Here is a 23,389-nt window from a genome sequence, read left to right on the forward strand (position 1 = left end):
TGTCTGAAAAGCCTCGATACTCGTTCATGCTGCGCTGAAAACCGGCTCGGAATGCTCATTTACTCCAGTAAACTCCGCTTCCTCGCCGTTTTTCACCTTGCCTGACCTTCGTCTCAAGACTTTTCAAACAGAGCCTAATGCCAGTGGTTGTATTGCTCGCCGCTCGCCCTTATCTATTTGTTTCCTCCCTCTTGGTGCGTAAATCCGATATGAGTTCCGCTCTGTCCATCCGGCAGCTAACCAAAACCTACGGCAACGGTTTCCAGGCCTTGAGTGGTATCGATCTGGATGTCGCCGAAGGTGATTTCTTCGCCTTGCTCGGCCCCAACGGCGCCGGCAAATCCACCACCATCGGCATTCTGTCCACCCTGGTGAACAAAACCAGCGGCACGGTGAATGTCTTTGGTCATGACCTGGACCGCGAGCCCGCCGCGCTCAAGCGCTCCATCGGCGTGGTGCCCCAGGAGTTCAATTTCAACCAGTTCGAAAAGACCTTCGACATCGTCGTGACCCAGGCGGGTTACTACGGCATTCCACCGAAGATCGCCAACGAGCGTGCCGAGCGCTACCTGACCCAGTTAGGGCTGTGGGACAAGCGCGACGTGCCGTCCCGTTCGTTGTCCGGTGGCATGAAGCGGCGTTTGATGATCGCCCGGGCCCTGGTGCATGAGCCGCGTCTGCTGATCCTCGATGAACCGACGGCGGGCGTGGACATCGAGCTGCGCCGTTCGATGTGGTCCTTCCTGACCGAGCTGAACCAGAAGGGCATCACGATCATCCTCACCACCCATTACCTGGAAGAGGCCGAACAGTTGTGCCGCAACATCGGCATCATCGACCACGGCACCATCGTCGAAAATACCAGCATGCGCCAGTTGCTCAGCCAATTGCATGTGGAGACCTTCCTGCTGGACATCAAGGGAGATCTGAAGACAGCTCCTCAGCTGGTGGGTTACCCGACCCGGTTGGTGGACCACCACACCCTGGAGGTGCAGGTGGATAAAACCGTTGGCATTACCGGGCTGTTCACCCAACTGGCGCTGCAGAACATCGAAGTGCAAAGCCTGCGCAACAAGACCAATCGCCTCGAGGAGTTGTTCGTGTCCCTGGTGGAGAAAAACCTGGCGAAGGTGGCGGTATGAGTTCCGAATTCCGACCCAACCTCATCGCTCTCAATACCATCGTTTACCGTGAGGTTCGGCGTTTCATGCGGATCTGGCCGCAGACGTTGCTGCCGCCGGCCATCACCATGGTTTTGTACTTCGTGATCTTCGGCAATCTGATCGGCCGGCAGATCGGCGACATGGGTGGCTTCACGTACATGGATTACATCGTGCCGGGTCTGATCATGATGTCGGTGATCACCAACTCCTACGGCAACGTGGTGTCGAGTTTCTTCGGCAGCAAATTCCAGCGTTCCATCGAAGAGCTGATGGTCTCACCGGTTTCGCCCCACACGATCCTGATCGGCTTTACCCTGGGCGGTGTCTTGCGCGGCCTGGCGGTGGGCTTGATCGTGACCCTGCTGTCGTTGTTCTTTACCGATCTGCAGGTGCACCACTTGGGAGTGACGATACTGGTGGTGGTGCTCACCGCGACGATCTTTTCGCTGCTGGGCTTCATCAATGCCGTGTTCGCGCGCAACTTCGATGACATCTCCATCATTCCCACGTTCGTGCTCACGCCGCTGACTTACCTGGGCGGGGTGTTCTACTCCATCTCGCTGCTGCCACCGTTCTGGCAGACCGTGTCCCTGGCCAACCCGGTGCTGCACATGGTCAACGCCTTCCGCTACGGGATCCTCGGGGTTTCGGACATCAGGATCAGCATCGCGATCACCTTTATGCTGGTGGCGACGGTGGTGCTCTATATCGGTTGCGCCCGGTTGCTGGTGAGCGGACGCGGGATGCGGACATAACGGGCTGCGCATTTACCTTTGCCCCATTGAAAAGGCCTCCGATCAGGGAGGCCTTTTTGTATTTCACTGCCGTCTTTTCTTGCGCTTTTTCCATTGCCGGGCCACCCACCAGCGCCAGTAGCTCATGGTCACGAAATACGCAAGGACGCCGAGCACCAGGCCGGTCACCACCGAGCCCAGCAGGAACGGTCGCCACAAAGTGGACAACTGGTCGGTGATCCATGCCCAGGTCAGTTCATCGGGCAGGGTCCGGGCAGGAACGTCCATCAGCCAGGCACCGGTCTGGTAGGTGCAGAAAAACACCGCCGGCATGGTGATGGGATTGGTCAGCCAGACCAGGCTCACCGCAATGGGAATATTGCCCCGTACCGTGACGGCCAGCGCGGCGGCCAGCAGCATTTGCAGAGGGATGGGCAGGAACGCGGCGAACAGACCGACGGCCATAGCCCGGGCCACGGAGTGGCGATTGAGGTGCCAAAGGTTGGGATCGTGCAGCAGGGTGCCGAGAAAGCGTAAGGATTTGTGTTCCCGAATGCTCGCTGGGTCTGGCATGTAACGTTTGAATAAGCGCCGGGGCATAAGGCTTCTCGGTCGATGCAAGGCAATAAAGCCGCAAGTATGTCCGGATTCTAAGAGCGGCAGATTCAGACTTTGTGACAATTGATAACGGCCACGGTGCCGCTGACCGACTATGCCTTGAGTGGGAAGCTCTTAAGGAAGGGGTTATGCGCACGGGGATGGTCGCGCTTGCACTGGGGCTGTTGGCCCCATTTTTTTTGCCAGTATTGCCACCCTTGTGGGTGATTGCCGCCATGCCGGTTCTGGCGTTGATGGTTCTGCCGTTTCGAACCTATCCGCTGGGCTTCTGGCTGCTGGGGTTGGCCTGGGCCTGCCTGGTAGCACAGTGGGCACTGGATGATCGTTTGCCTACGGCGCTCGATGGCGAAACCCGGTGGGTCGAAGGACGGGTCGTGGGTTTGCCGCAACAAGGCGACGGTGTGGTGCGTTTCGAGCTGGCCGATATCCGTTCACGGCGCACCCGGCTGCCCTCGAAGATGCGCCTGGCCTGGTTTGGCGGGCCGCCTGTCAGCAATGGCGAACAATGGCGATTGGCGGTGAAGCTAAAGCGGCCCGCCGGGCTGCGCAATCCGCACGGTTTCGATTATGAGGCATGGCTGTTGAGCCGAGGGATCGGAGCCACCGGTGTCATCAAGGACGGCCATCGCCTGCAATCGGCCCGGGGGTCGTGGCGCGACGGGGTTCGCCAAGCGCTTGCGCAGGTCAATGCCCAGGGACGCACCGGCGCGCTGATGGCATTGGTCCTGGGCGACGGTGCGGGCTTGAGTCGTGACGATTGGCAGGTGCTGCAGGACACCGGTACCGTCCACTTGCTGGTGATTTCCGGGCAACACATTGGCTTGCTCGCCGGCCTGGTGTACGTGCTGGTGGCCGGCGCCGCACGTTATGGCGTATGGCCGGTGCGTCTGCCGTGGTTGCCCTGGGGGTGCGGCCTGGCGTTCAGTGCGGCGTTGGGCTACGGCTTGCTCGCGGGCTTCGAGGTGCCGGTGCGACGGGCCTGCGCAATGCTCGGGCTGATGCTGCTGTGGCGCCTGCGCTTGCGGCACCCGGATCCGTGGTGGGCGTGGTTGCTGGCTTTCGATGGCGTGCTGGTGTTCGATCCGCTGGCCAGCCTGCGACCGGGGTTCTGGTTGTCTTTCGCCGCGGTCGCGATCCTGATGTTTACCTTCGGCGGGCGCCTCGGCCCTTGGCGGTGGTGGCAGACCTGGACCCGCGCCCAGTGGCTGGTTGCGGTGGGGTTGTGCCCGTTATTGCTGGCATTGGGTTTGCCGGTCAGTCTGAGCGGGCCGTTGGTGAATCTCGTCGCGGTGCCCTGGATCAGTCTGTTGGTATTGCCGTTGGCGCTCCTTGGCACGGCATCGTTGTCGGTGCCGTTCATCGGCGATGGGTTGTTGTGGCTCGCCGGTGGTTTGCTTGAGCTGTTGTTCAAGGGGTTGGCACTGGTAGCAGGGGGGATGCCGGCATGGATTCCTGTTCCGGTCCCTCTATGGGCCTGGTGTATCGCCGCGCTTGGCGCGTTCCTGTTGTTGCTGCCCTCCGGCGTGCCGTTGCGCCTGCTGGGTTGGCCGATGGTGTCGCTGATGGTGTTCGCACCACGGCAAGAAGTGCCGGCAGGGCGCGCCGAAATCTGGCAGTTGGACGTGGGCCAGGGGCTGGCGGTGCTGGTGCGCACCCATCGCCATGTCTTGCTGTATGACACAGGGCCGCGCTTTGGCGATGCCGATGCAGGCGCGCGTGTCGTGCTGCCAACCCTGCGCAAGTTGGGTGTGCGCGGGCTGGACCTGATGTTGATCAGTCATGCCGACGCCGATCATGCCGGCGGCGCCCTGTCGGTGCTCAATGGGTTGCCCGCGAGCCGGGTCATCAGCGGCGACCCTGTCGCGTTGCCTGCCGCGCTACAGGCCCAGCCTTGCGAGAACGACGAGCAATGGGAATGGGACGGGGTCAGGTTCCGGTTGTGGCGTTGGTCGTCTGCCCTGGAAAGCAATCAGAAGTCGTGCGTCTTGCTGGTCGAGGCCGGTGGCGAGCGGTTGCTGCTGACCGGTGACATCGATAGTCATGCCGAGCGCGCTCTGCTCGAAGGGCCTCTGGCAGTCCCGATCCAGTGGTTGGCCGCACCTCATCACGGCAGTCGCAGCTCGTCGTCGATGGCATTGCTCTCGCGTCTCAGTCCTCACTCGGTCTTGATTTCCAGAGGGCAGGGCAACGCGTTCGGCCATCCCCATCCCCGAGTGATGGCCCGGTATCAGCGGCTGGGCATGGCAATCTACGACAGTGCGGAACAGGGCGCCATTCGTCTGCAACTGGGCGCGTTCGAACCGCCGGTTACCCAGGTCGGGCAGCGCCGCTACTGGCGCGACCCGCCGTCTGCGCGGCCATGACGCCAGTGTTGATCCAGGTCGCTTCATGACGCAGTTATCGGCGGGCCGAGCCTGCATGCTCGGTTCTGTATGATAAAGTGGCGCACTTTTTCGAGGGGGCTGTCACTGTGTGGGAATTGGTCAAATCCGGCGGCTGGATGATGTTGCCGATCATTCTGAGTTCCATCGCGGCACTGGGTATCGTTGCCGAACGCCTGTGGACCCTGCGGGCCAGTCGCGTGACCCCGGAGCATCTGCTCGGGCAGGTCTGGGTCTGGATCAAGGATAAGCAACTGAACAAGGACAAGCTCAAGGAGCTTCGCGCCAGTTCGCCCCTGGGGGAAATCCTCGCGGCAGGCCTGGCGAACTCCAAGCATGGTCGCGAGATCATGAAGGAATGCATCGAAGAGGCCGCCGCCCGGGTCATTCATGAACTGGAACGCTACATCAATGCTCTGGGTACCATTGCCGCCATGGCTCCGCTGCTGGGGTTGCTGGGTACGGTACTGGGCATGATCGACATCTTCAGCGCCTTCACCGGTTCCGGCATGAGCACCAACGCCTCGGTCCTGGCAGGTGGTATCTCCAAGGCTCTGATCACCACGGCAGCGGGCCTGATGGTGGGCATTCCATCAGTGTTCTTCCATCGGTTCCTGCAACGTCGCGTCGATGAATTGGTCGTCGGCATGGAGCAGGAAGCCATCAAGTTGGTCGAGGTGGTACAGGGCGATCGTGACGTGGACCTGGCCGGGAGCAAGAAGTGAAGTTCCGCCGCAAACCACGGGAAAACATCGAGATCAACCTCGCGTCGCTGATCGACGTGGTGTTCATTCTGCTGTTGTTTTTCGTCGTCACCACCACCTTTACCCGGGAGACCCAGCTCAAGGTCGAGCTGCCACAAGCCGTCAGCGGCTCGCCGGCCGAGGACCAGCAGGTGAAAAACCTGGAAATCACCATCAGCGCAGAGGGGGCGATTTCGGTGAATAACCAACTGCTGCCCAAGAGCGATCTGGCAACCCTGATCGAGGCGCTGCAGAAGGAGTCCGGCGGCGACACCAACCTGCCGTTGTCCATCAGCGCCGACGGCAAGACCCCTCATCAATCGGTCATCACCGCCATGGACGCGGCCGGCAAGCTCGGCTTCAGCCACCTGCGGATGACCACCGTCGAGGCGGCGCCGGCACCCTGATGGCCATGTCCGATCGATTGCTCGCCGCGTGGTACGAAGGTCACCCGGCCCTGAAGCTGTTGCGCCCGCTGGAGTGGTTGTACCGGCGGGTGGTGGTCGGCAAGCGCGAGCGCTTCCTGGCGGGTGAGGGCACCATTTACCAACCGCCGGTGCCCTTGGTGGTGGTCGGCAACATCACCGTGGGCGGCACCGGCAAGACGCCGATGATCCTGTGGATGATCCAGCATTGCCAGCGCAGTGGGCTGCGGGTCGGTGTGGTCAGCCGAGGCTACGGAGCCAAGCCGCCGCAACTGCCGTGGCGGGTCCAGGCCGACCAGGGCGCCGACATTGCGGGTGACGAGCCGCTGCTGATCGTCCAGCGCACTGGCGTGCCGCTGATGATCGACCCGGATCGCAGCCGCGCGGTCCAGGCGCTGCTGGCAAGCGAAGCGCTGGATCTGATCCTGTCCGATGACGGCATGCAGCATTACCGGCTGGCCAGGGACCTGGAATTGGTGCTGATCGACGATGCCCGGGGCCTGGGCAACCGGCGGTGCCTGCCGGCCGGGCCACTGCGCGAGCCGGTCGAGCGCCTGCAATCGGTCGATGCGGTCCTGTACAACGGTGCCAACGCCGACCGCGAAGACGGCTTCGGTTTCGAGCTGCGGCCCACCGCCCTGGTGAACCTGGCCAGTGGCGAGCGTCGGCCGCTGGATCATTTCCCACCCGGCCAGGCCTTGCACGCCGTGGCCGGCATCGGCAATCCACGGCGTTTCTTCAAGACCCTCGAAACGCTACACTGGCGGCCTATACCGCACGGGTTTGCCGACCATGCCGAATACAGCGTCCAGGCCTTGAGCTTTACACCCTCGTTGCCAGTGGTCATGACGGAAAAGGACGCGGTCAAATGCCGTGCCTTCGCCTCGCCTGACTGGTGGTACCTGGCGGTGGATGCCGCGCCATCACCGGCCTTCGCGGCTTGGTTCGATACGCAGTTGATGCGCCTGTTGCCGGATCGTCTTTTGCCTTAAAACGTTTATCCAGGGGAATCTCATGGACACCAAACTGCTCGACATTCTGGCCTGCCCGGTCTGCAAGGGCCCGCTCAAGCTCAGCGCCGACAAGACCGAGCTGATCAGCAAGGGCGCCGGTCTTGCGTATCCGATTCGCGACGGCATCCCGGTGATGCTGGAAAGCGAAGCCCGTACCCTGACCACCGACGAGCGCCTGGACAAATGACCACGGCTTTTACTGTTGTCATTCCGTCGCGCTTCGCCTCGACGCGCCTGCCCGGCAAACCGTTGCTGCCGATTGCCGGCAAACCGATGATCCAGCATGTGTGGGAGCAGGCCTGCAAGAGCAGCGCCGGGCGCGTGGTCGTGGCCACGGATGATGCGCGCATCGTCGAGGCCTGCAACGGCTTCGGCGCCGAAGTGGTGCTGACCCGCGAAGACCACAACTCCGGTACTGATCGACTCGCGGAAGTCGCGGCGAAGCTGGGCCTGGAGCCCGATGCCATCGTCGTCAACGTGCAAGGCGACGAGCCAATGATCCCGCCCAGCGTGATCGACCAGGTCGCGGCCAACCTGGCGGCCCACCCCGAAGCGCGCATGGCCACCCTGGCCGAGCCGATCAAGGACGTCCAGACCTTGTTCAACCCGAACGTGGTCAAGGTGGTCAGTGACCTCAATGGCCTGGCGTTGACCTTCAGCCGTGCGACGTTGCCCTGGGCCCGGGATGCCTTCGCGCAGAGTCGCGACGTGATGCCCGATGGGGTGCCGTATCGCCGCCACATCGGCATTTATGCCTACCGCGCCGGTTTCCTCCAGGACTTCGTGAACTGGGGCCCGTGCTGGCTGGAAAACACTGAATCCCTGGAACAGTTGCGTGCGCTCTGGCATGGCGTGCGGATCCACGTCGACGATGCCTTGATCGCACCGCCGACCGGAGTCGACACACCTGAAGACCTCGAGCGCGTTCGTCGCCTGCTGGAGGCCTGATGCGGGTTCTGTTCGTCTGCCTCGGCAATATCTGCCGGTCGCCCACCGCCGAGGGCATCCTGCGGCACAAACTGCGCGAGGCCGGGCTGGCCGGGCAGGTGGAAGTCGCTTCCGCCGGTACCGGTGACTGGCACGTGGGCAAGGCCCCGGACAAGCGCAGCCAGGCTGCAGCCCTACGGCGCGGCTACGACTTGTCGGCCCAACGCGCGCGGCAGGTCAGCCGGGCTGACTTCGCCGCCTACGACCTGATCCTGGCGATGGACGGCAACAATCTACGCCATCTCAAAACCTTGCAACCGGCCAATGCCAGGGCCGAACTGGACCTGTTTCTGCGTCGCTACGAGGCTGAACTCGACGACGTGCCGGACCCGTACTACGACGGCGAACAGGGTTTCGAACACGTGCTCGACCTGATCGAACGCGCCACGGATCGTCTGGTGATCGAACTGAAGGGACGGCTATGAGCTTGCAGATACGCAGTGACGTCAGCCTCAAGCCGTTCAACAGCTTCGGCGTCGACGTCAAGGCTCGGTTGTTCGCCGACGCCCTGGGCGATGAGGATGTCCGCGAGGCGCTGGCCTATGCCGCCGGGCACGATGTTCCACTGCTGGTGATTGGCGGCGGCAGCAACCTGCTGTTGACCGGCGACATCGACGCACTGGTGCTGCGCATGGCCAGCCGGGGGATTCGCCTGCTCGACGACGACGGCGAGCGGGTGGTGGTCGAGGCCGAGGCAGGGGAGCCGTGGCACCCGTTTGTCCAGCACACGCTGGCGCAAGGTTGGTCGGGGCTGGAAAACCTCAGCCTGATCCCCGGTACCGTGGGGGCTGCGCCGATGCAAAACATCGGCGCCTACGGCGTCGAGATCAAGGATGTCTTCGCCGGTCTCACTGCGCTGGATCGCCAGACCGGCGAGCTGCGGGCATTCACCCTTGAAGAGTGCCGCTTTGCCTACCGTGACAGTCTGTTCAAGCAACAGGCGGGTCGCTGGTTGATCCTCAGGGTGCGCTTTGTCCTGAGTCGCGTCGCACACTTGCACCTGGAGTACGGTCCGGTCCGCCAGCGGTTGGCCGAGCAAGGCATCGATCAGCCGACGCCTGCCGATGTCGGCCGGGCCATTTGCAGCATTCGCAGCGAAAAACTGCCGGACCCTGCCGTGCTGGGCAATGCCGGCAGTTTCTTCAAGAATCCATTGGTGCCGGCCGCGCAAGTGGAGCAGCTCAAGCTCCAATATCCCGACCTGGTGGCTTATCCACAGCCTGAGGGGCAGATGAAACTGGCCGCCGGCTGGCTGATCGAGCGGGCTGGCTGGAAGGGCTTTCGCGAAGGCGATGCCGGTGTGCATAAGTTGCAGGCATTGGTGCTGGTCAATTACGGCGAGGCGACCGGTTCGCAACTGCTGGACCTGGCATTGCGCATTCAGAAAGATATTGCCAAACGTTTCCAGGTCGAGCTGGAAATGGAGCCTAATCGATACTGATTGGCTGCCCTTGCCGTCGCCTGCGCCCACGGGTGCTGAGCGACCTATGGAACAAAGTCTGCTCGCGATCAACTGAACAACGCCCTGAACAATCCCTGCCACACTCATTTGTGCAGGATTGTGCAGGGCGTTTTGCTTGATCCTGGGTTAATTTAGCTCGCTGACGATGCGACCATCGCATCCCGAAGGCCCGGTGCAGACACCTGCGTGTCCGCATAAGAGAGCCGATCAGCCTGAGCCAGTCTGCGACAACCGAACCGTTACCCAAGCGGCAGATTGCTCGACCCCATAACTCGATAACTATGCGGGCGTGCCCATGATTACCCTGAAACTCAATGGAAAAGATCATCAACTGGATGTGACCGAGGACATGCCGCTGCTGTGGGCGATCCGGGATGTGGCCGGTTATAACGGCACCAAATTCGGCTGCGGCATGGGCTTGTGTGGTGCATGCACCATCCACATCGACGGCGCCCCGGCGCGCAGCTGCATCACGCCGATCGGTTCGGTGAAAGGGCAGAACATCAGCACCATCGACGAGCTCCATGCCGACCCGATCGGGCAAGTCGTCCAGAGGGCCTGGCTCGATACCGCCGTGGCCCAGTGCGGTTATTGCCAGGGCGGGCAGATCATGTCCGCGACGGCCTTGCTCAAACGTAATCCCAACCCGAGCGATGAGCAGATCGAAGAAGCCATGGTCGGAAATATCTGCCGCTGCGGCACTTACAACCGGATCAAGACCGCGATCCGGCAGGCTTCCACGCATCTGAAGGAGGCCAAGGCATGAGCCGTTTGCCCGATGATTTCGTACTGAGCAACCTCAGCCGCCGAGGCTTTCTCAAAGGCGCCAGCGCCACGGGTGTGCTGGTACTGGCCGCCAGCTGGGGGCTGCCGGACGCCTTCGCCGAAGATAAGAAATTTGGCGCCGAGGGCATGCCGCATGGCGCAGTCGATGACCCCAAGGTGTACGTGAGCATTGCTGGCGATGGCACTGTGACGGTGATCTGCAACCGCTCGGAAATGGGCCAGGGTGTGCGCACCAGCCTGACCATGGTGGTGGCCGATGAACTGGACGCTGATTGGGCTCGGGTGAAGGTGCAGCAGGCCCCGGCCGATGAGGTGCGCTTCGGCAACCAGGACACCGATGGCTCGCGAAGCATGCGCCATTGGTACGAGCCGATGCGTCGCTGCGGGGCCGCCGCCAGGACCATGCTGGAGCAGGCCGCCGCCGCGCAGTGGAAGGTTCCGGTGGGCGAGTGCCGCGCCCAGCTGCACAATGTGGTTCACCAGCCTTCCGGTCGACAACTGGGTTACGGTGAGCTGGCGGCCGCGGCCAGTGCCTTGCCGGTACCGGCCCGCGATGGCTTGCGCCTCAAGCAGCCATCGGAGTTTCGCTACATTGGCAAGGAGGCGAGCCGGGCCATCGACGGCGCGGACATCGTCAACGGTCGTGCCGTATTCGGCGCCGACGTGCATTTCGACGGCATGCTCTACGCCGTCGTGGCGCGCCCGCCGGTCTATGGTGGCAAGGTCAAGACCGTCGACAGCAGCGCGGCGCTGAAGGTACCGGGCGTGCTCAAGGTGGTGCAGATCGAAGGCCGGCCGTTGCCTTCGGAGTTCCAGCCCCTGGGTGGCGTGGCGGTGGTGGCGAAGAATACCTGGGCGGCGATCAAGGGGCGCGAGGCGCTGAAAATCGAATGGGACGATGGCCCGAATGCCGGCTATGAGTCCGGTGCCTATCGCAAGGAACTCGAAGCCGCGGCCCTCAAGCCCGGCAAGGTCGTACGCAATACCGGTGACATAGACGACGCGCTGACGAAGGCCGACTCGACCCTGGAAGCGACGTATTATCTGCCGCATCTGTCCCAATCGCCGATGGAGCCCATGGTCGCCGTCGCCCGATTCAAGGATGGCCAGTGCGAAGCCTGGGCACCGAGCCAGGCCCCTCAGGTCACTCGTGAGCGCATTGCCGAGCGTCTGGGGATCCCCTTCGAGAAAGTCACGGTGAACATCACACTGCTGGGCGGCGGTTTCGGGCGCAAATCCAAGCCCGACTTCGTCCTCGAAGCGGCCGTGCTGGCCAAGGAGTTTCCCGGCCAGGCGATCCGGGTGCAGTGGACTCGGGAGGATGACATCCATCACTCTTATTTCCATACGGTATCGGTCGAATACCTGAAGGCCGGCCTGAGCCGGGACGGGATGCCGTCCGGCTGGCTGCATCGCACTGTGGCCCCCAGCATCACCGCGCTGTTCGCACCGGACATGACCCACGAAGCGCCGTTCGAACTGGGCATGGGCGTTACCAACATGGCTTATGCGATTCCCAACCTGCGCCTGGAAAACCCCGAAGCGACTGCCCATACCCGGGTGGGCTGGTACCGCTCGGTGTCTAACATTCCCCATGGCTTTGCAATCCAGAGTTTCATCGATGAACTGGCTCACAAGGCTGGAGAAGACCCGTTGAAGTATCACCTCAAATTGCTGGGACCGGATCGCAAGATCGATCCCCGTACCTTGAGCGAGGAATGGAACTACGGTGAATCCCCCGAGCGTTATCCCATCGATACGGCACGGATCCGCACGGTGCTGGAAACCGTCGCCGAGGCGGCTGGCTGGGGGCAGCAGCTGCCCAAGGGGCGTGGTCTTGGACTGGCGGTACATTACAGCTTCGTCACCTACGTAGCGGCGGCGATCGAAGTGGAAGTCAGGGAAGACGGCACGGTGATCGTGCAAAAGGCCAACATCGCGGTGGACTGCGGTCCGCAGATCAATCCCGAACGCATCCGTTCTCAGTTCGAAGGGGCCTGCGTCATGGGCCTGGGCAATGCGATGGTGGGAGAGATCAGCTTCAAGGATGGCAAGGTGCAGCAGGATAACTTCCATATGTACGAAGTGGCGCGCATGTCCCTGGCGCCCAAGGAAGTGACCGTGCATCTGGTGACGCCGCCAGGCGACGTGCCGTTGGGCGGTGTCGGTGAGCCGGGCGTGCCACCGATTGCGCCTGCCCTGTGCAATGCGATATTTGCCGCGACCGGCAAGCGCATCCGCAACCTGCCTGTACGTTACCAGCTGCAAGGCTGGCAACAGGCCAAGGCCTGATGGACAGCGTTGACCTGAACGTCCTGCGCAGCGTGCTCCAATGGCGCCGCGCCGGGCAGCGAGTGGTGCTGTTTACCGTGGTCCAGACCTGGGGCACCGCGCCGAGACCGCCGGGAGCAATGCTGGCCCTGCGGGAGGATGGCGTGGTGATTGGCTCAGTGTCGGGCGGTTGTGTCGAGGACGACTTGATCGCCCGGCTGCACGACGGCCGCATCCCGGCGGATGGCCCGCCGGTACAGCTCATCACCTACGGTGTCACCCGCGAAGAGGCCGCGCGCTTTGGCCTGCCGTGCGGCGGCACCCTGCGCCTGACCGAAGAGCGGGTCGGCGATCCGCAATGGGTCGCCGAGCTGTTGGAGCGTTGCGAAGCCCATGAGATTGTCGCACGTGAATTGAACGTCGCCACCGGCAGCGTGACCCTGGCCCCCGCCAGCAAAAGCGATGCATTGGTGTTTGACGGCCAGACGCTGCGGGCCATTTATGGCCCGCGTTGGCGGCTGCTGCTGATCGGCGCCGGGCAACTGTCCCGTTACGTGGCGGAAATGGCCCGGTTGCTGGATTTCGAAGTGCTGATCTGTGATCCCCGCAAGGAGTTTGTCTATGGCTGGGAAGAGCAGCACGGGCGTTTCGTCTCAGGGATGCCCGACGAAGCGGTGTTGAGTATCCAGACCGACGAACGCACGGCCATTGTCGCCTTGACCCATGATCCGCGCCTGGACGACATGGCGCTGCTGACAGCCCTGGATTCGAAGGCGTTCTATGTCGGGGCCCTGGGTTCGCGGGTCAACAGCCAGAAGCGCCGGGATAATCTGGCTCAGCTAGGCTTGTCAGCACAGGCCATCGAACGGTTGCATGGTCCGATCGGCTTGCACATCGGCAGCCACACCCCGGCGGAGATCGCCTTGTCGCTGCTGGCCGAAATCGTGGCCATCAAGAACGGCGTGGAGCTTCGGCAGAAAAAACCGTTGTAATGTGCTGCAAGGAGGGTACATGGCCGATTCCATTGGCGTGATCATTGTGGCGGCCGGATTGGGCAACCGTTTTCGGCAGGTTGCAGGTCCTGACAAGGATAAATTGCTGGCCGATTGCGCGGGGCGTGATGGCTCCGTGCGCTCGGTGATCGAGCACGTGTTGGTGAATGTGCCTGCCTCACTGGCAAAGCGCGTGCTAGTCACCCGTGAAGGGCGGCCCCAGGCCATTCGCATGGCCCAGGCTTATGGGTGCGATATTGTCGAGCTGGACTCGCCGGGTCTGGGAGACAGTATCGCGGCTGGGGTCCAGGCTTGCCCGGATCAGGATGGTTGGCTGATCCTGCTGGGCGATATGCCATTTATTCTGCCATCGAGCATAGAACGGGTGGCATTGGGGATTCGTGAAGAGGGTATTTGTGTACCAATGCTCGCCGGTGAGTATGGACACCCCGTGGGTTTTGGCCGTGCCTTTGGTCCCGGGTTGATGGCTCTGACCGGAGATCGCGGCGCTAAGGCGTTGTTTGCCGGGGCGCAAGTGGTCGAGATGAGCGTGGATGATCCAGGTGTAACCTGGGACGTCGACGTACCCGAAGCGTTGACCTTCAACTGATAAGCGCCTCGAATCTCTATGGGACTGGCAATACACACGAGTCCTCTGTGGGAGCGGGCTTGCTCGCGATGAGGGTGACTCGGTCCGACTGACATAAAAAAGCCCCGCCGGGTGTTACCAGGCGGGGCTTTTTATCGGGCGATGGAATCAGGCGTGAGGTTTAGGCTCGTGCTCTTTTTCCAGGGCCGGGGTGTGGCGCGGTGCAACTTCTTCAGCTTCCACGGAATGCTGAGGCTCGTCGTGCGCAGGCGCCGATTCAGCCGGAGCAGGCTCGGCAGCGGTTTCAGCGACCGGGGCAGGAGGCGCCTCGGCGGCTTCAACTACCGGGGCAGGCTCGGCGACCGGTGCCTGGGCGGCAGCAGCGGCGGCCAGTTCGGCTTCCTTCTGCAGACGTTCGGCTTCACGTTTGCGACGACGCACTTCACGTGGATCGTTCGGCGCACGACCGTTCGGGGTCAGGGCGCTGACCGGTGCAGGTACTGCGACTGGTGTCTGTACCTCGGCTACCGCTGGAGCTTCGACAACAGGCGCTGGCTCGACCGCCTTCACGGGCTCCGGCGTCGGCTCTGGTTCGACAACCGGTGCCGGCGCAGCAGGCTCCGGATTCCAGTTGAACGCGGTCTGCTCCTCGCGTACCGGCTCCGGTGCTTTTTCCTCGGCCGGCGTTTCGACCACAGGCTCAGCTTCAACGGCAACTACAGGTTGCTCGACGACCGGCGCCGGTTCGGCGGCGGATTCGGCTTCAGGCTGGGCTTCACGAACCGGTGCGACTTCCACTTCCGGCGAAGCGGTGGCTTCGACTGGCGTGGTGGCTTCGACCACTGGGGTTTCCACTGGCGCGTTTTCCACAGCGGCGGTGGCGCGTTCGGCCTGTTCGTTGGCCTGGGCTTCGGCCGGGGCACTGACGGTGCTGCTGGCTACCGCGGCAGTGACGGCCAGGCCGGCGGCCAGGTCCGCAGCGCTTGGCGCCTCGGTGACGCCGGACTCTTCCGAACCTTCGATCACGTTACCGTTGGCATCGCGTTGACGCTCGCGACGGTTGCTGCGACGACGCTGGCCACGGGAGCGGCGGCGTGGACGATCACCTTCAGCGGTGTCGTGACCGTCTTCCTGCAACTGCTCCTCGGTGTTCAGTACTTCGTCTTCGCTGGCAGCGGCGGCCTGTTCGGCCCGTGGCTGACGCTCTTCACGCGGAGGACGTGGTGCGCGTTCTTCGCGAGGCTGGCGAGCCGGACGCTCTTCAGCGGCAGCGGCAGGGGCGGCATCCAGCGGCTCGCGCAGTTCACGAACACGCTCTTCGCGCTCGCCACGTGGCTTGCGATCCTCGCGTGGAGCACGTGGTTGACGCTCCTCACGCGGTGGGCGTGGTGCGCGTTCTTCGCGGGCTACGGCAGGTGCTTCTTCACGAAGCTCGCGTGGCTGGCGTTCTTCACGTGGCTCACGTGGTGCGCGCTCTTCACGCGGGGCACGTTCTTCACGAGGCTTGCGCTCCTCATCACGACGACCGTTGCGGTTACGGGTCTGTTGACGACCGTTGCGACGCTCTTCGTTGCGGGCAGGGCGTTCGGTTGCAGGTTTGGCGACAGCGACTGGCGCGGCCGGCTCTTCCTTGGTGGCGAACAGGCTGACCAGGGACTTCACCAGCCCCTTGAACAAGCTTGGTTCAGGCGCAGCGACCGGTGCGGGTGCCGGTGCGGCGACTTCGGTCGGTACTGGAGCGTTTGCACGGGCCGGAGCGGTCTTGACGGCAGCTTCCTGGCGAACCAGGGTGCGGGTGGCGGCGGCCGGCTGGACGTCTTCCACTTCGGCGGCGGCAGCGGCGATCTCGTAGCTGGACTGGTTGGTGTGGGCTTCCGGGCTGTCGTCGCGCAGGCGCTGGACTTCGAAGTGCGGCGTCTCGAGATGATCGTTCGGCAGAATGACGATGCGGGCCCGGGTGCGCAGTTCGATCTTGGTGATCGAGTTGCGTTTTTCGTTGAGCAGGAAAGCGGCCACCGGGATCGGCACCTGGGCACGGACTTCGGCGGTGCGGTCTTTCAGGGCTTCTTCTTCGATCAGGCGCAGGATCGCCAGGGACAGCGACTCGACGTCACGGATGATGCCGGTGCCGTTGCAGCGTGGGCAGACGATGCCGCTGCTTTCACCCAGGGAAGGACGCAGGCGCTGACGGGACATCTCCAGCAGGCCGAAACGCGAGATGCGGCCAACCTGCACGCGGGCGCGGTCGGCTTCCAGGCATTCACGGACCTTTTCTTCCACGGCGCGCTGGTTCTTGGCCGGGGTCATGTCGATGAAGTCGATGACGATCAGGCCGCCGATGTCACGCAGGCGCAACTGACGGGCGATTTCCTCGGCTGCTTCCAGGTTGGTCTGCAGGGCGGTTTCTTCGATGTCGCTGCCTTTGGTGGCGCGGGCCGAGTTGATGTCGATGGACACCAGGGCTTCGGTCGGATCGATGACGATGGAGCCGCCGGACGGCAGTTCGACGACGCGCTGGAACGCGGTCTCGATCTGGCTTTCGATCTGGAAGCGGTTGAACAGCGGGACGCTGTCTTCGTAGAGCTTGATCTTGCTGGCGTACTGCGGCATCACCTGGCGAATGAAGGTCAGGGCTTCGTCCTGGGCTTCGACGCTGTCGATCAGCACTTCGCCGATGTCCTGGCGCAGGTAGTCGCGGATGGCGCGGATGATGACGTTGCTTTCCTGGTAGATCAGGAACGGCGCGGAGCGATCCAGCGAAGCTTCCTTGATGGCGGTCCACAGCTGCAGCAGGTAGTCGAGGTCCCACTGCATTTCTTCGCTGCTGCGGCCCAGGCCGGCGGTGCGAACGATCAGGCCCATGTCGGCCGGGGCGACCAGGCCATTGAGGGCTTCACGCAGTTCGTTGCGCTCTTCGCCTTCGATGCGGCGGGAAATGCCACCGGCACGCGGGTTGTTGGGCATCAGGACCAGGTAACGGCCGGCGAGGCTGATGAAGGTGGTCAGGGCGGCGCCCTTGTTGCCACGCTCTTCCTTTTCGACCTGGACGATGACTTCCTGGCCTTCGCTCAGGACGTCCTTGATGTTGACGCGACCTTCGGGGGCCTTCTTGAAGTATTCGCGGGAGATTTCTTTGAGGGGCAGGAAGCCGTGGCGCTCGGAGCCGAAATCGACAAAGGCAGCCTCAAGGCTTGGTTCGATGCGAGTAATCCGGCCTTTATAGATGTTGGCCTTCTTCTGCTCGCGTGCACCGGATTCGATATCCAGGTCGTAGAGGCGCTGGCCGTCTACCAGTGCAACACGCAACTCTTCGGGTTGAGTTGCGTTAATCAGCATTCTTTTCATGTAGTACCGTCGGTTTCCGGGCTGCCGGAAACGGCGTTCGGCACACACGACTTCTCACGGTCGGTGTCAGGTGCGTCATGGAAGTGGCTGACCACTCCAGTGTCCAGCGAGTCCGGCCCGATGAGGGCGGAGTCGCGACGGACGCGTCCTGCTTGCTGGTACTCAAGCACTCAGTCAGGAGGAGGAATCAACCGGCGCCTGTGGACGAGATGAAGCGTCTATATATAAGCCTAGTGCTACACAGTCCGACGGTTGTACATCTCCACCCTACACGTATCCCTGATAATTCGGGTGCTGCCGCGCGCAGAATCCGCAGCGGGTTGGCATTTACCGTGAGCTCCGGAAGGGGAGGTCACGCATCATGGCTAATTAGGCGTTGTTTCCGAAGCTTTCGCCCGGGGTCGTTCGCAACTGACTGCACTTTGTGAACTGGCCGTGAATGTGGCACGCAAGGCGAGTCAAAACTCTGCTTCGCGGCGTATTTCAGGCCTCATGTCACCTGCGCTCGTTACACCTGCAAACTCTGCCGATACGTAGCAAAAGCCCCGTAGGACGGCCTCTCGTCCTCGTGAATTGCGTTGGTCAGGGCCGGTTTTTGATCGCTGGTCCGCTGTCCAGCCACTTTTGGCGGCGTTCGCGACTATAGCAGCAATGATTAAGTGCTTCAATTCCATAAAAAATTGTTATGATCGCCGCCATGACGACTACTGCCCCTTCGACCCCTGGCGTTCAACTGCTCGAGGTCTCGCCGGAATATGCCGGCCAACGAATCGATAATTTTCTCCTGGCCCGACTCAAAGGCGTGCCCAAGACCTTGATCTACCGCATTTTGCGCAAGGGTGAGGTGCGCGTGAACAAGGGCCGGATCAAGCCCGAATACAAGCTCCAGGCCGGTGATATCGTGCGCGTGCCGCCGGTTCGCGTGCCTGAGCGCGATGAGCCGGTGCCGGTTGCCCAAGGCCTGTTGCAACGCCTTGAGGCTGCGATCATCTACGAAGACAAAGCCCTGATCGTGATCAACAAGCCCGCGGGCATTGCGGTTCACGGTGGTAGCGGCCTGGATTTCGGCGTGATCGAAGCCTTTCGTCAGTTGCGCCCCGATGCCAAGGAGTTGGAATTGGTCCATCGTCTGGATCGCGATACCTCGGGCCTGCTCATGATCGCCAAAAAGCGCAGTATGTTGCGCCACCTGCACGAGCAGTTGCGTGGCGATGGTGTCGACAAGCGCTACATGGCGCTGGTCCGTGGTCACTGGGCGACGTCCATCAAGCAGGTGCGTGCGCCACTGCTCAAGAGCAACCTGCGTTCCGGCGAGCGCATGGTCGAAGTCAATGATGAGGGCAAGGATGCATTGACCGTATTCAAGGTGCTGCGTCGATTCGGCGAGTTCGCCACCATGATCGAGGCCAAGCCGATCACCGGTCGTACCCACCAGATTCGTGTGCATACACTGCACGCCGGGCATTGCATTGCCGGTGACCCCAAATACGGGGACGACGATTTCACCCGGGAAATCCGTAATCTGGGCGGCAAGCGTCTTTTCCTCCATGCTTACATGCTCACTGTGCCGCTGCCCGATGGGGGTGAGTTGAAGTTACAGGCGCCAGTGGATGAAATGTGGGCCAGAACCGTGGAGCGGTTGAGTGCACCCTGACTACAAGCTGCTGATTTTCGATTGGGACGGCACTCTGGCCAATTCCATCGGTCGGATCGTTGAGTCGATGCATGCCGCATCCGATCGTACGGGCTTTGCCAGGTGTGACGACTATGCGGTAAAGGGCATTATCGGTCTCGGCTTGCCGGAAGCGATTCGCAGTCTGTATCCAGAGATCAGCGACGAAGAGTTGGTGCTCTTCCGGCAGCATTACGCCGACCATTACATCGCGCTGGAGGCTGAGCCTTCGCCGTTGTTCGAGGGTGTGGTGGATACGCTTCAGGTGTTGAGGGCGGAGGGCTATCAACTGGCCGTTGCCACCGGGAAGGCTCGTCGTGGCTTGGATCGGGTGTTGAAGGCCCATGGTTGGGAGGATTATTTCGATATCACTCGCGCCGCCGACGAAACGGCCAGCAAACCTCATCCGCTGATGCTCGAACAGATCCTGGCCCACTGCGACGCGCGCCCGGAACAGGCACTGATGGTGGGGGATTCGTCGTTCGATCTGCAGATGGCGCGTAATGCCCGCATGGGGTCGGTGGCGGTCAGCTACGGCGCGCAGACGATCGAGGCGCTACGGGCGTTCGAGCCGCAACTGTCGATCGATCATTTTCCTGAATTGCACGCCTGGCTGTGCCGGGGTGCCGATTAAAGTCTGTTGGGGATGCATGTATGACCGATGAATGGAAGGCACCGGCCAAGGCAAGCGCTGATAACGGTGACGACAAGAGTTGGAAGCTGCTGGAGAAGACCCTGCTGGCCGGGGTGCAGGAGCAGCGCCGCGCTCGCCGTTGGGGGATTTTCTTCAAATCCCTGACTTTTATTTACCTGTTTGTTGCGTTGTCGCTGTTCATTCAGGCGATCGAGATGAAGAAGAGCCCGGGAGGCGGTTCGGCCTATACCGCGGTGATCGATGTCGAGGGCATGATTGCCGACAAGGAGACTGCCAGTGCGGATAACATCATCGGCAGCTTGCGGGCGGCGTTCGAGGATTCGAAAGTCAAGGGTGTGGTGCTGCGTATCAACAGTCCGGGCGGCAGCCCCGTGCAGGCGGGCTATGTCTACGATGAGATCGTCCGTTTGCGTGCGGCGCACCCGGAAATAAAGGTTTATGCGGTAATTTCCGATCTTGGTGCCTCTGGTGCCTATTACATTGCCAGTGCGGCAGACCAGATCTATGCCGACAAGGCCAGTCTGGTGGGGTCCATTGGTGTGACCGCAGCCGGTTATGGTTTCGTCGAGACGCTGGACAAGCTGGGTATCGAGCGCAGGGTGTACACCGCCGGCGAGCACAAATCGTTCCTTGATCCATTCCAGCCGCAAAAGCCCGAGGAAACTGCGTTCTGGCAGGGTGTGCTGGACACCACCCATAAACAATTCATTGCCAGTGTCAAGAAAGGGCGGGGTGAGCGACTCAAGGATAAGGAGCATCCAGAGCTGTTCTCCGGCCTGGTCTGGTCCGGAGAGCAGGCACTGTCGTTGGGTTTGATCGATGGGTTGGGCAGTGCCAGTTCGGTGGCGCGGGATGTGATTGGCCAGAAGGAGTTGGTGGATTTCACCATCGAAGAGTCGCCGATCGACCGCTTCTCGAAGAAGCTGGGCGCGAGCGTCGCCGAGCATCTGGCAATGTGGATGGGCTTCCAGGGGCCTGCGCTGCGCTGAGCCCTTTGGGGGGGGGCTCCTGGGGAGGAGCCACTGCGGGAGGGGGGTGTTCAATCGCCCTGCTCAGGGGATCTGCACGCCCTCGGCCAGTAACATGTCCACAAGACGAATCAGCGGCAGGCCGATCAGGCTGGTGGCGTCCGGGCCATGAGTGCTTTCGAACAGGCTGACCCCCAGGCCTTCGGCCTTGAAGCTCCCGGCGCAGTCATAGGGTTGTTCGATTCGCAGATAGCGTTCGACGCGTTCCGGGTCCAGTGTGCGCATGTTGACGGTAAAAGGTACGCAATCGACCTGACAATTTCCGGTCTGGCTGTTGAGCAGTGCCAGGCCTGTCAGGAATGTAACCTGGGTGCCGCTGGCGGCCAGCAGTTGTTCGCGGGCTTTCTCGAAGGTGTGGGGCTTGCCCAGTATGCGCTCGCCGAGTATTGCGACCTGGTCCGATCCGATGATCAGGTGGGCTGGATGGCTGTCCGCCAGTGCCTGGGCTTTCTCCCGGGCCAGGCGTTTCACCAGTTCCACGGCGGGTTCGCCTGGGTGCTGGCTTTCGTCGATATCCGGCGAGCGGCAGACGAATGGTAGTCCCAGGCGGTCGAGCAATTCCCGGCGATAGGCCGAGCTGGAGGCAAGTAATAAAGGCAGCATGGACATCTCCAAAGGGCAGGGGCGAATTCTAGCGAGGCGCACCGGTGACGGACAGGGCTGAATTTCCTTTGACATGGCCGGGTGCATCCCTATAATGCTGCGCCTATGTTGAATGACCCGATTCCACCTCACGTTGACCCGCGCAAATTGGCTGACCGTGGCACCACCCTTCAAGGTGAACTGCCGCTGGCCGATTTGAAGAGACTCTGCGACCCGCTTTCCGACGATATCGGAACGGTCCAGGCCAAATTCGTTTTTGAACGAGATGAACGTAAATCTGTGGTGATCCACAGTTTTATCGACACTGAAGTCAAAATGGTTTGCCAGCGTTGTCTTGAGCTGGTCACCCTGCCGATCCACAGCGAGTGCAGTTACGCCGTGGTGAAGGAGGGTGCGAATACCCAGTCGTTGCCGAAAGGCTATGACGTGCTGGAACTGGGCGAAGATCCTTTGGATCTGCAGGCGCTGATCGAGGATGAGCTTTTGCTCGCCTTGCCCATTGTGCCTGCTCATCATCCGGAAGAATGCCAGCAGCCGGCGGGAGCAGATGAGCCCGAGCCGAGCGAGGACGAGGTAACGCGGTCCAACCCGTTCAGTGTATTGGCGCAGTTAAAGCGTGACCCAAACGTTTAGGAGTTAATCAATTATGGCTGTTCAGCAGAACAAAAAATCCCGCTCTGCCCGTGACATGCGCCGTTCGCACGACGCTCTCGAGGCTAGCACTCTGTCTGTAGAAAAAACCACCGGTGAAGTTCACCTGCGTCACCACGTATCGCCAGAAGGCGTATACCGTGGTCGCAAAGTGATCGACAAGGGCGCTGACGAGTAATCCTTGTCCGCTCAAGTCATCGCGATTGACGCAATGGGCGGGGACTTCGGTCCCCGCAGCATTGTTCAGGCCAGTCTTGCTTGCCTGAATGCTACGCCCTCGCTGCACCTGACCCTTGTCGGTCAACCCTCCCTCCTGGAAGAAATGCTCAACGGCCAGCCGGCTGTGGATCGTGCGCGCCTGACGATTACTCCTGCGTCTGAAATCATTGCCATGGACGAAAAACCTGCCCAGGTGCTGCGGGGCAAGCCCGATGCATCGATGCGAGTGGCTCTGGAGTTGCTGCGCGATGGCAAGGTTCAGGCCTGTGTGAGTGCCGGGAATACAGGCGCCTTGATGGCGCTGTCGCGTTACGTGCTCAAGACGCTTCCGGGGATCGACAGGCCTGCAATGGTTGCGGCAATACCGACCCGGCGCGGTTTCTGTCAGTTGCTGGATTTGGGGGCCAACGTCGATTGCAGTGCCGAGCATCTGCTTCAATTCGCGGTAATGGGCTCGGTGGCCGCTGAAACGCTGGGTATCGTACGCCCCCGCGTAGCGCTGTTGAACATCGGTACCGAAGACATCAAGGGCAACCAGCAAGTCAAGTTGGCCGCCACTCTGTTGCAGGGTGCGCGCGGGATCAACTACATCGGCTTTGTGGAGGGCGACGGCTTGTACCGGGGCGAGGCGGACGTGGTCGTGTGCGACGGCTTCGTTGGCAATATCCTGCTCAAGTCCAGCGAGGGGCTGGCGATCATGATCAGTGAGCGCATCGAGACCTTGTTCCGGCAAAGCCTGGCCTCCCGGCTGGTGGGTGCCCTGGCGCTGCCCCTGATGCGACGCCTGCAGGCTGATCTGGCGCCGGCGCGGCATAACGGTGCAAGTTTCCTCGGATTGCAGGGCATCGTGATCAAGAGTCACGGGTCCGCCGGGGTGCAGGGTTTTCAAAGTGCCATCAACCGTGCAGTGATCGAAATACAGGAAAACCTGCCCGAGCGCCTTCATGGTCGCCTCGAAGATTTGTTACCTTAGGCGTTTTCGTCCGACAATGCTTAAATGTGACCGGTCGGTTCAACCCACCATCCAATTGTCAGTTTCCTAGCGCCCCCAG

At 61.8% G+C, this 23,389-nt stretch carries 23 protein-coding genes; 20 read left to right on the plus strand and 3 right to left on the minus strand.

Going from position 1 to position 23,389, the window contains the following annotated elements:
* The first annotated feature begins 209 nt into the window (after positions 1-209).
* Both AD666_RS08405 and AD666_RS08410 read left to right on the plus strand, forming a co-directional pair.
* A complete protein-coding gene (locus tag AD666_RS08405; protein ID WP_053150096.1) occupies positions 210-1,142 on the plus strand; it encodes an ABC transporter ATP-binding protein in 933 nt (310 codons plus the stop codon).
* A complete protein-coding gene (locus AD666_RS08410; protein ID WP_053150099.1) occupies positions 1,139-1,918 on the plus strand; it encodes an ABC transporter permease in 780 nt (259 codons plus the stop codon). The genes AD666_RS08405 and AD666_RS08410 overlap by 4 nt, the downstream gene beginning before the upstream one ends.
* A gap of 63 nt (positions 1,919-1,981) precedes the next feature.
* On the opposite strand, the gene AD666_RS08415 is transcribed toward AD666_RS08410, so the two are convergent.
* Positions 1,982-2,497 (minus strand): DUF2062 domain-containing protein, encoded by a 516-nt coding sequence (locus AD666_RS08415; RefSeq protein WP_053150101.1) that lies wholly within the window; start codon positions 2,495-2,497, stop codon positions 1,982-1,984.
* A gap of 146 nt (positions 2,498-2,643) precedes the next feature.
* On the opposite strand from AD666_RS08415, the gene AD666_RS08420 reads away from it, so the two are divergent.
* From AD666_RS08420 to AD666_RS08475, 12 genes are all read left to right on the plus strand, one after another.
* Complete coding sequence (locus tag AD666_RS08420; protein ID WP_053150105.1) at positions 2,644-4,878, plus strand: DNA internalization-related competence protein ComEC/Rec2; 2,235 nt, start codon at positions 2,644-2,646, stop codon at positions 4,876-4,878.
* Positions 4,879-4,985: 107 nt separating this feature from the next.
* Complete coding sequence (locus AD666_RS08425; RefSeq protein WP_053150108.1) at positions 4,986-5,621, plus strand: MotA/TolQ/ExbB proton channel family protein; 636 nt, start codon at positions 4,986-4,988, stop codon at positions 5,619-5,621.
* Positions 5,618-6,046: a biopolymer transporter ExbD gene (locus tag AD666_RS08430; RefSeq protein WP_053150112.1), complete on the plus strand. Its 429-nt coding sequence runs from the start codon at positions 5,618-5,620 to the stop codon at positions 6,044-6,046. Before AD666_RS08425 ends, AD666_RS08430 begins: the two co-directional genes overlap by 4 nt.
* Complete coding sequence (gene lpxK / locus AD666_RS08435; RefSeq protein WP_053150114.1) at positions 6,046-7,056, plus strand: tetraacyldisaccharide 4'-kinase; 1,011 nt, start codon at positions 6,046-6,048, stop codon at positions 7,054-7,056. Before AD666_RS08430 ends, lpxK begins: the two co-directional genes overlap by 1 nt.
* Positions 7,057-7,078: 22 nt before the next feature.
* The gene (locus AD666_RS08440; protein WP_003179363.1) at positions 7,079-7,264 is read left to right on the plus strand and encodes a Trm112 family protein; all 186 of its coding nucleotides are present in this window, start codon (positions 7,079-7,081) and stop codon (positions 7,262-7,264) included.
* Positions 7,261-8,025 carry a 3-deoxy-manno-octulosonate cytidylyltransferase gene (gene kdsB, locus AD666_RS08445; RefSeq protein WP_053150117.1) on the plus strand — a complete coding sequence of 255 codons (765 nt, stop codon included), beginning with the start codon at positions 7,261-7,263 and terminating at the stop codon, positions 8,023-8,025. Before AD666_RS08440 ends, kdsB begins: the two co-directional genes overlap by 4 nt.
* Complete coding sequence (locus tag AD666_RS08450) at positions 8,025-8,489, plus strand: low molecular weight protein-tyrosine-phosphatase (RefSeq protein ID WP_053150121.1); 465 nt, start codon at positions 8,025-8,027, stop codon at positions 8,487-8,489. Before kdsB ends, AD666_RS08450 begins: the two co-directional genes overlap by 1 nt.
* A complete protein-coding gene (gene murB, locus AD666_RS08455; protein ID WP_053150124.1) occupies positions 8,486-9,505 on the plus strand; it encodes a UDP-N-acetylmuramate dehydrogenase in 1,020 nt (339 codons plus the stop codon). The genes AD666_RS08450 and murB overlap by 4 nt, the downstream gene beginning before the upstream one ends.
* 316 nt (positions 9,506-9,821) lie before the next feature.
* The gene (locus AD666_RS08460) at positions 9,822-10,292 is read left to right on the plus strand and encodes a (2Fe-2S)-binding protein (RefSeq protein ID WP_053150127.1); all 471 of its coding nucleotides are present in this window, start codon (positions 9,822-9,824) and stop codon (positions 10,290-10,292) included.
* On the plus strand, positions 10,289-12,604 hold the full coding sequence (locus AD666_RS08465; protein WP_053150129.1) for a xanthine dehydrogenase family protein molybdopterin-binding subunit: 2,316 nt from the start codon (positions 10,289-10,291) through the stop codon (positions 12,602-12,604). The genes AD666_RS08460 and AD666_RS08465 overlap by 4 nt, the downstream gene beginning before the upstream one ends.
* Positions 12,604-13,575 (plus strand): XdhC family protein, encoded by a 972-nt coding sequence (locus AD666_RS08470; protein WP_053150132.1) that lies wholly within the window; start codon positions 12,604-12,606, stop codon positions 13,573-13,575. Before AD666_RS08465 ends, AD666_RS08470 begins: the two co-directional genes overlap by 1 nt.
* Before the next feature lie 19 nt (positions 13,576-13,594).
* Complete coding sequence (locus tag AD666_RS08475) at positions 13,595-14,185, plus strand: NTP transferase domain-containing protein (RefSeq protein ID WP_053150134.1); 591 nt, start codon at positions 13,595-13,597, stop codon at positions 14,183-14,185.
* A gap of 147 nt (positions 14,186-14,332) precedes the next feature.
* Here the strand turns inward: AD666_RS08475 and rne are convergent, their stop codons facing one another.
* Entirely contained in the window at positions 14,333-17,509 is a 3,177-nt protein-coding gene (gene rne, locus AD666_RS08480) for a ribonuclease E (RefSeq protein ID WP_082339702.1), read from the minus strand.
* A 697-nt stretch (positions 17,510-18,206) separates the two neighbouring features.
* On the opposite strand from rne, the gene rluC reads away from it, so the two are divergent.
* From rluC to sppA, 3 genes are read left to right on the plus strand one after another with little or no spacing between them, the layout of a single operon-like run.
* A complete protein-coding gene (rluC, locus tag AD666_RS08485) occupies positions 18,207-19,163 on the plus strand; it encodes a 23S rRNA pseudouridine(955/2504/2580) synthase RluC (protein WP_053150491.1) in 957 nt (318 codons plus the stop codon).
* Entirely contained in the window at positions 19,153-19,815 is a 663-nt protein-coding gene (locus AD666_RS08490) for an HAD-IA family hydrolase (RefSeq protein ID WP_053150138.1), read from the plus strand. The genes rluC and AD666_RS08490 overlap by 11 nt, the downstream gene beginning before the upstream one ends.
* A gap of 20 nt (positions 19,816-19,835) precedes the next feature.
* Positions 19,836-20,825 (plus strand): signal peptide peptidase SppA, encoded by a 990-nt coding sequence (gene sppA, locus AD666_RS08495; protein WP_053150142.1) that lies wholly within the window; start codon positions 19,836-19,838, stop codon positions 20,823-20,825.
* 63 nt (positions 20,826-20,888) lie between these two features.
* Here sppA and AD666_RS08500 read toward each other — a convergent pair whose 3' ends face one another.
* On the minus strand, positions 20,889-21,467 hold the full coding sequence (locus AD666_RS08500; protein WP_053150145.1) for a nucleoside triphosphate pyrophosphatase: 579 nt from the start codon (positions 21,465-21,467) through the stop codon (positions 20,889-20,891).
* 105 nt (positions 21,468-21,572) lie between these two features.
* On the opposite strand from AD666_RS08500, the gene AD666_RS08505 reads away from it, so the two are divergent.
* Genes AD666_RS08505 through plsX form a run of 3 tightly spaced genes read left to right on the plus strand, consistent with a single transcriptional unit; the run spans position 21,573 to position 23,310 of the window.
* On the plus strand, positions 21,573-22,100 hold the full coding sequence (locus AD666_RS08505; RefSeq protein WP_053150148.1) for a YceD family protein: 528 nt from the start codon (positions 21,573-21,575) through the stop codon (positions 22,098-22,100).
* 13 nt (positions 22,101-22,113) lie between these two features.
* Complete coding sequence (gene rpmF / locus AD666_RS25915; RefSeq protein ID WP_003179396.1) at positions 22,114-22,296, plus strand: 50S ribosomal protein L32; 183 nt, start codon at positions 22,114-22,116, stop codon at positions 22,294-22,296.
* 3 nt (positions 22,297-22,299) lie between these two features.
* Positions 22,300-23,310, plus strand: a complete 1,011-nt coding sequence (gene plsX / locus AD666_RS08510; RefSeq protein WP_082339704.1) for a phosphate acyltransferase PlsX — start codon at positions 22,300-22,302, stop codon at positions 23,308-23,310.
* Positions 23,311-23,389 lie beyond the last annotated feature (79 nt).

The organism is Pseudomonas sp. Pf153 (genome assembly GCF_001269775.1).
GTDB lineage: Bacteria > Pseudomonadota > Gammaproteobacteria > Pseudomonadales > Pseudomonadaceae > Aquipseudomonas > Aquipseudomonas uvaldensis.

Excerpts from the sequence above, each read along its gene's own strand:
- AD666_RS08405 (WP_053150096.1), top strand. The coding sequence starts at position 210 with ATGAGTTCCGCTCTGTCCATCCGGCAGCTAACCAAAACCTACGGCAAC.
- sppA (WP_053150142.1), top strand. The coding sequence starts at position 19,836 with ATGACCGATGAATGGAAGGCACCGGCCAAGGCAAGCGCTGATAACGGT.
- AD666_RS08500 (WP_053150145.1), bottom strand. The coding sequence starts at position 21,467 with ATGCTGCCTTTATTACTTGCCTCCAGCTCGGCCTATCGCCGGGAATTG.
- rne (WP_082339702.1), bottom strand. The coding sequence starts at position 17,509 with ATGAAAAGAATGCTGATTAACGCAACTCAACCCGAAGAGTTGCGTGTT.
- AD666_RS08410 (WP_053150099.1), top strand. The coding sequence starts at position 1,139 with ATGAGTTCCGAATTCCGACCCAACCTCATCGCTCTCAATACCATCGTT.
- AD666_RS08460 (WP_053150127.1), top strand. The coding sequence starts at position 9,822 with ATGATTACCCTGAAACTCAATGGAAAAGATCATCAACTGGATGTGACC.
- AD666_RS08415 (WP_053150101.1), bottom strand. The coding sequence starts at position 2,497 with ATGCCCCGGCGCTTATTCAAACGTTACATGCCAGACCCAGCGAGCATT.
- AD666_RS08440 (WP_003179363.1), top strand. The coding sequence starts at position 7,079 with ATGGACACCAAACTGCTCGACATTCTGGCCTGCCCGGTCTGCAAGGGC.
- AD666_RS08505 (WP_053150148.1), top strand. The coding sequence starts at position 21,573 with ATGTTGAATGACCCGATTCCACCTCACGTTGACCCGCGCAAATTGGCT.
- AD666_RS08420 (WP_053150105.1), top strand. The coding sequence starts at position 2,644 with ATGCGCACGGGGATGGTCGCGCTTGCACTGGGGCTGTTGGCCCCATTT.
- rluC (WP_053150491.1), top strand. The coding sequence starts at position 18,207 with ATGACGACTACTGCCCCTTCGACCCCTGGCGTTCAACTGCTCGAGGTC.
- murB (WP_053150124.1), top strand. The coding sequence starts at position 8,486 with ATGAGCTTGCAGATACGCAGTGACGTCAGCCTCAAGCCGTTCAACAGC.
- kdsB (WP_053150117.1), top strand. The coding sequence starts at position 7,261 with ATGACCACGGCTTTTACTGTTGTCATTCCGTCGCGCTTCGCCTCGACG.
- AD666_RS08470 (WP_053150132.1), top strand. The coding sequence starts at position 12,604 with ATGGACAGCGTTGACCTGAACGTCCTGCGCAGCGTGCTCCAATGGCGC.
- AD666_RS08465 (WP_053150129.1), top strand. The coding sequence starts at position 10,289 with ATGAGCCGTTTGCCCGATGATTTCGTACTGAGCAACCTCAGCCGCCGA.
- AD666_RS08475 (WP_053150134.1), top strand. The coding sequence starts at position 13,595 with ATGGCCGATTCCATTGGCGTGATCATTGTGGCGGCCGGATTGGGCAAC.
- lpxK (WP_053150114.1), top strand. The coding sequence starts at position 6,046 with ATGGCCATGTCCGATCGATTGCTCGCCGCGTGGTACGAAGGTCACCCG.
- AD666_RS08450 (WP_053150121.1), top strand. The coding sequence starts at position 8,025 with ATGCGGGTTCTGTTCGTCTGCCTCGGCAATATCTGCCGGTCGCCCACC.
- rpmF (WP_003179396.1), top strand. The coding sequence starts at position 22,114 with ATGGCTGTTCAGCAGAACAAAAAATCCCGCTCTGCCCGTGACATGCGC.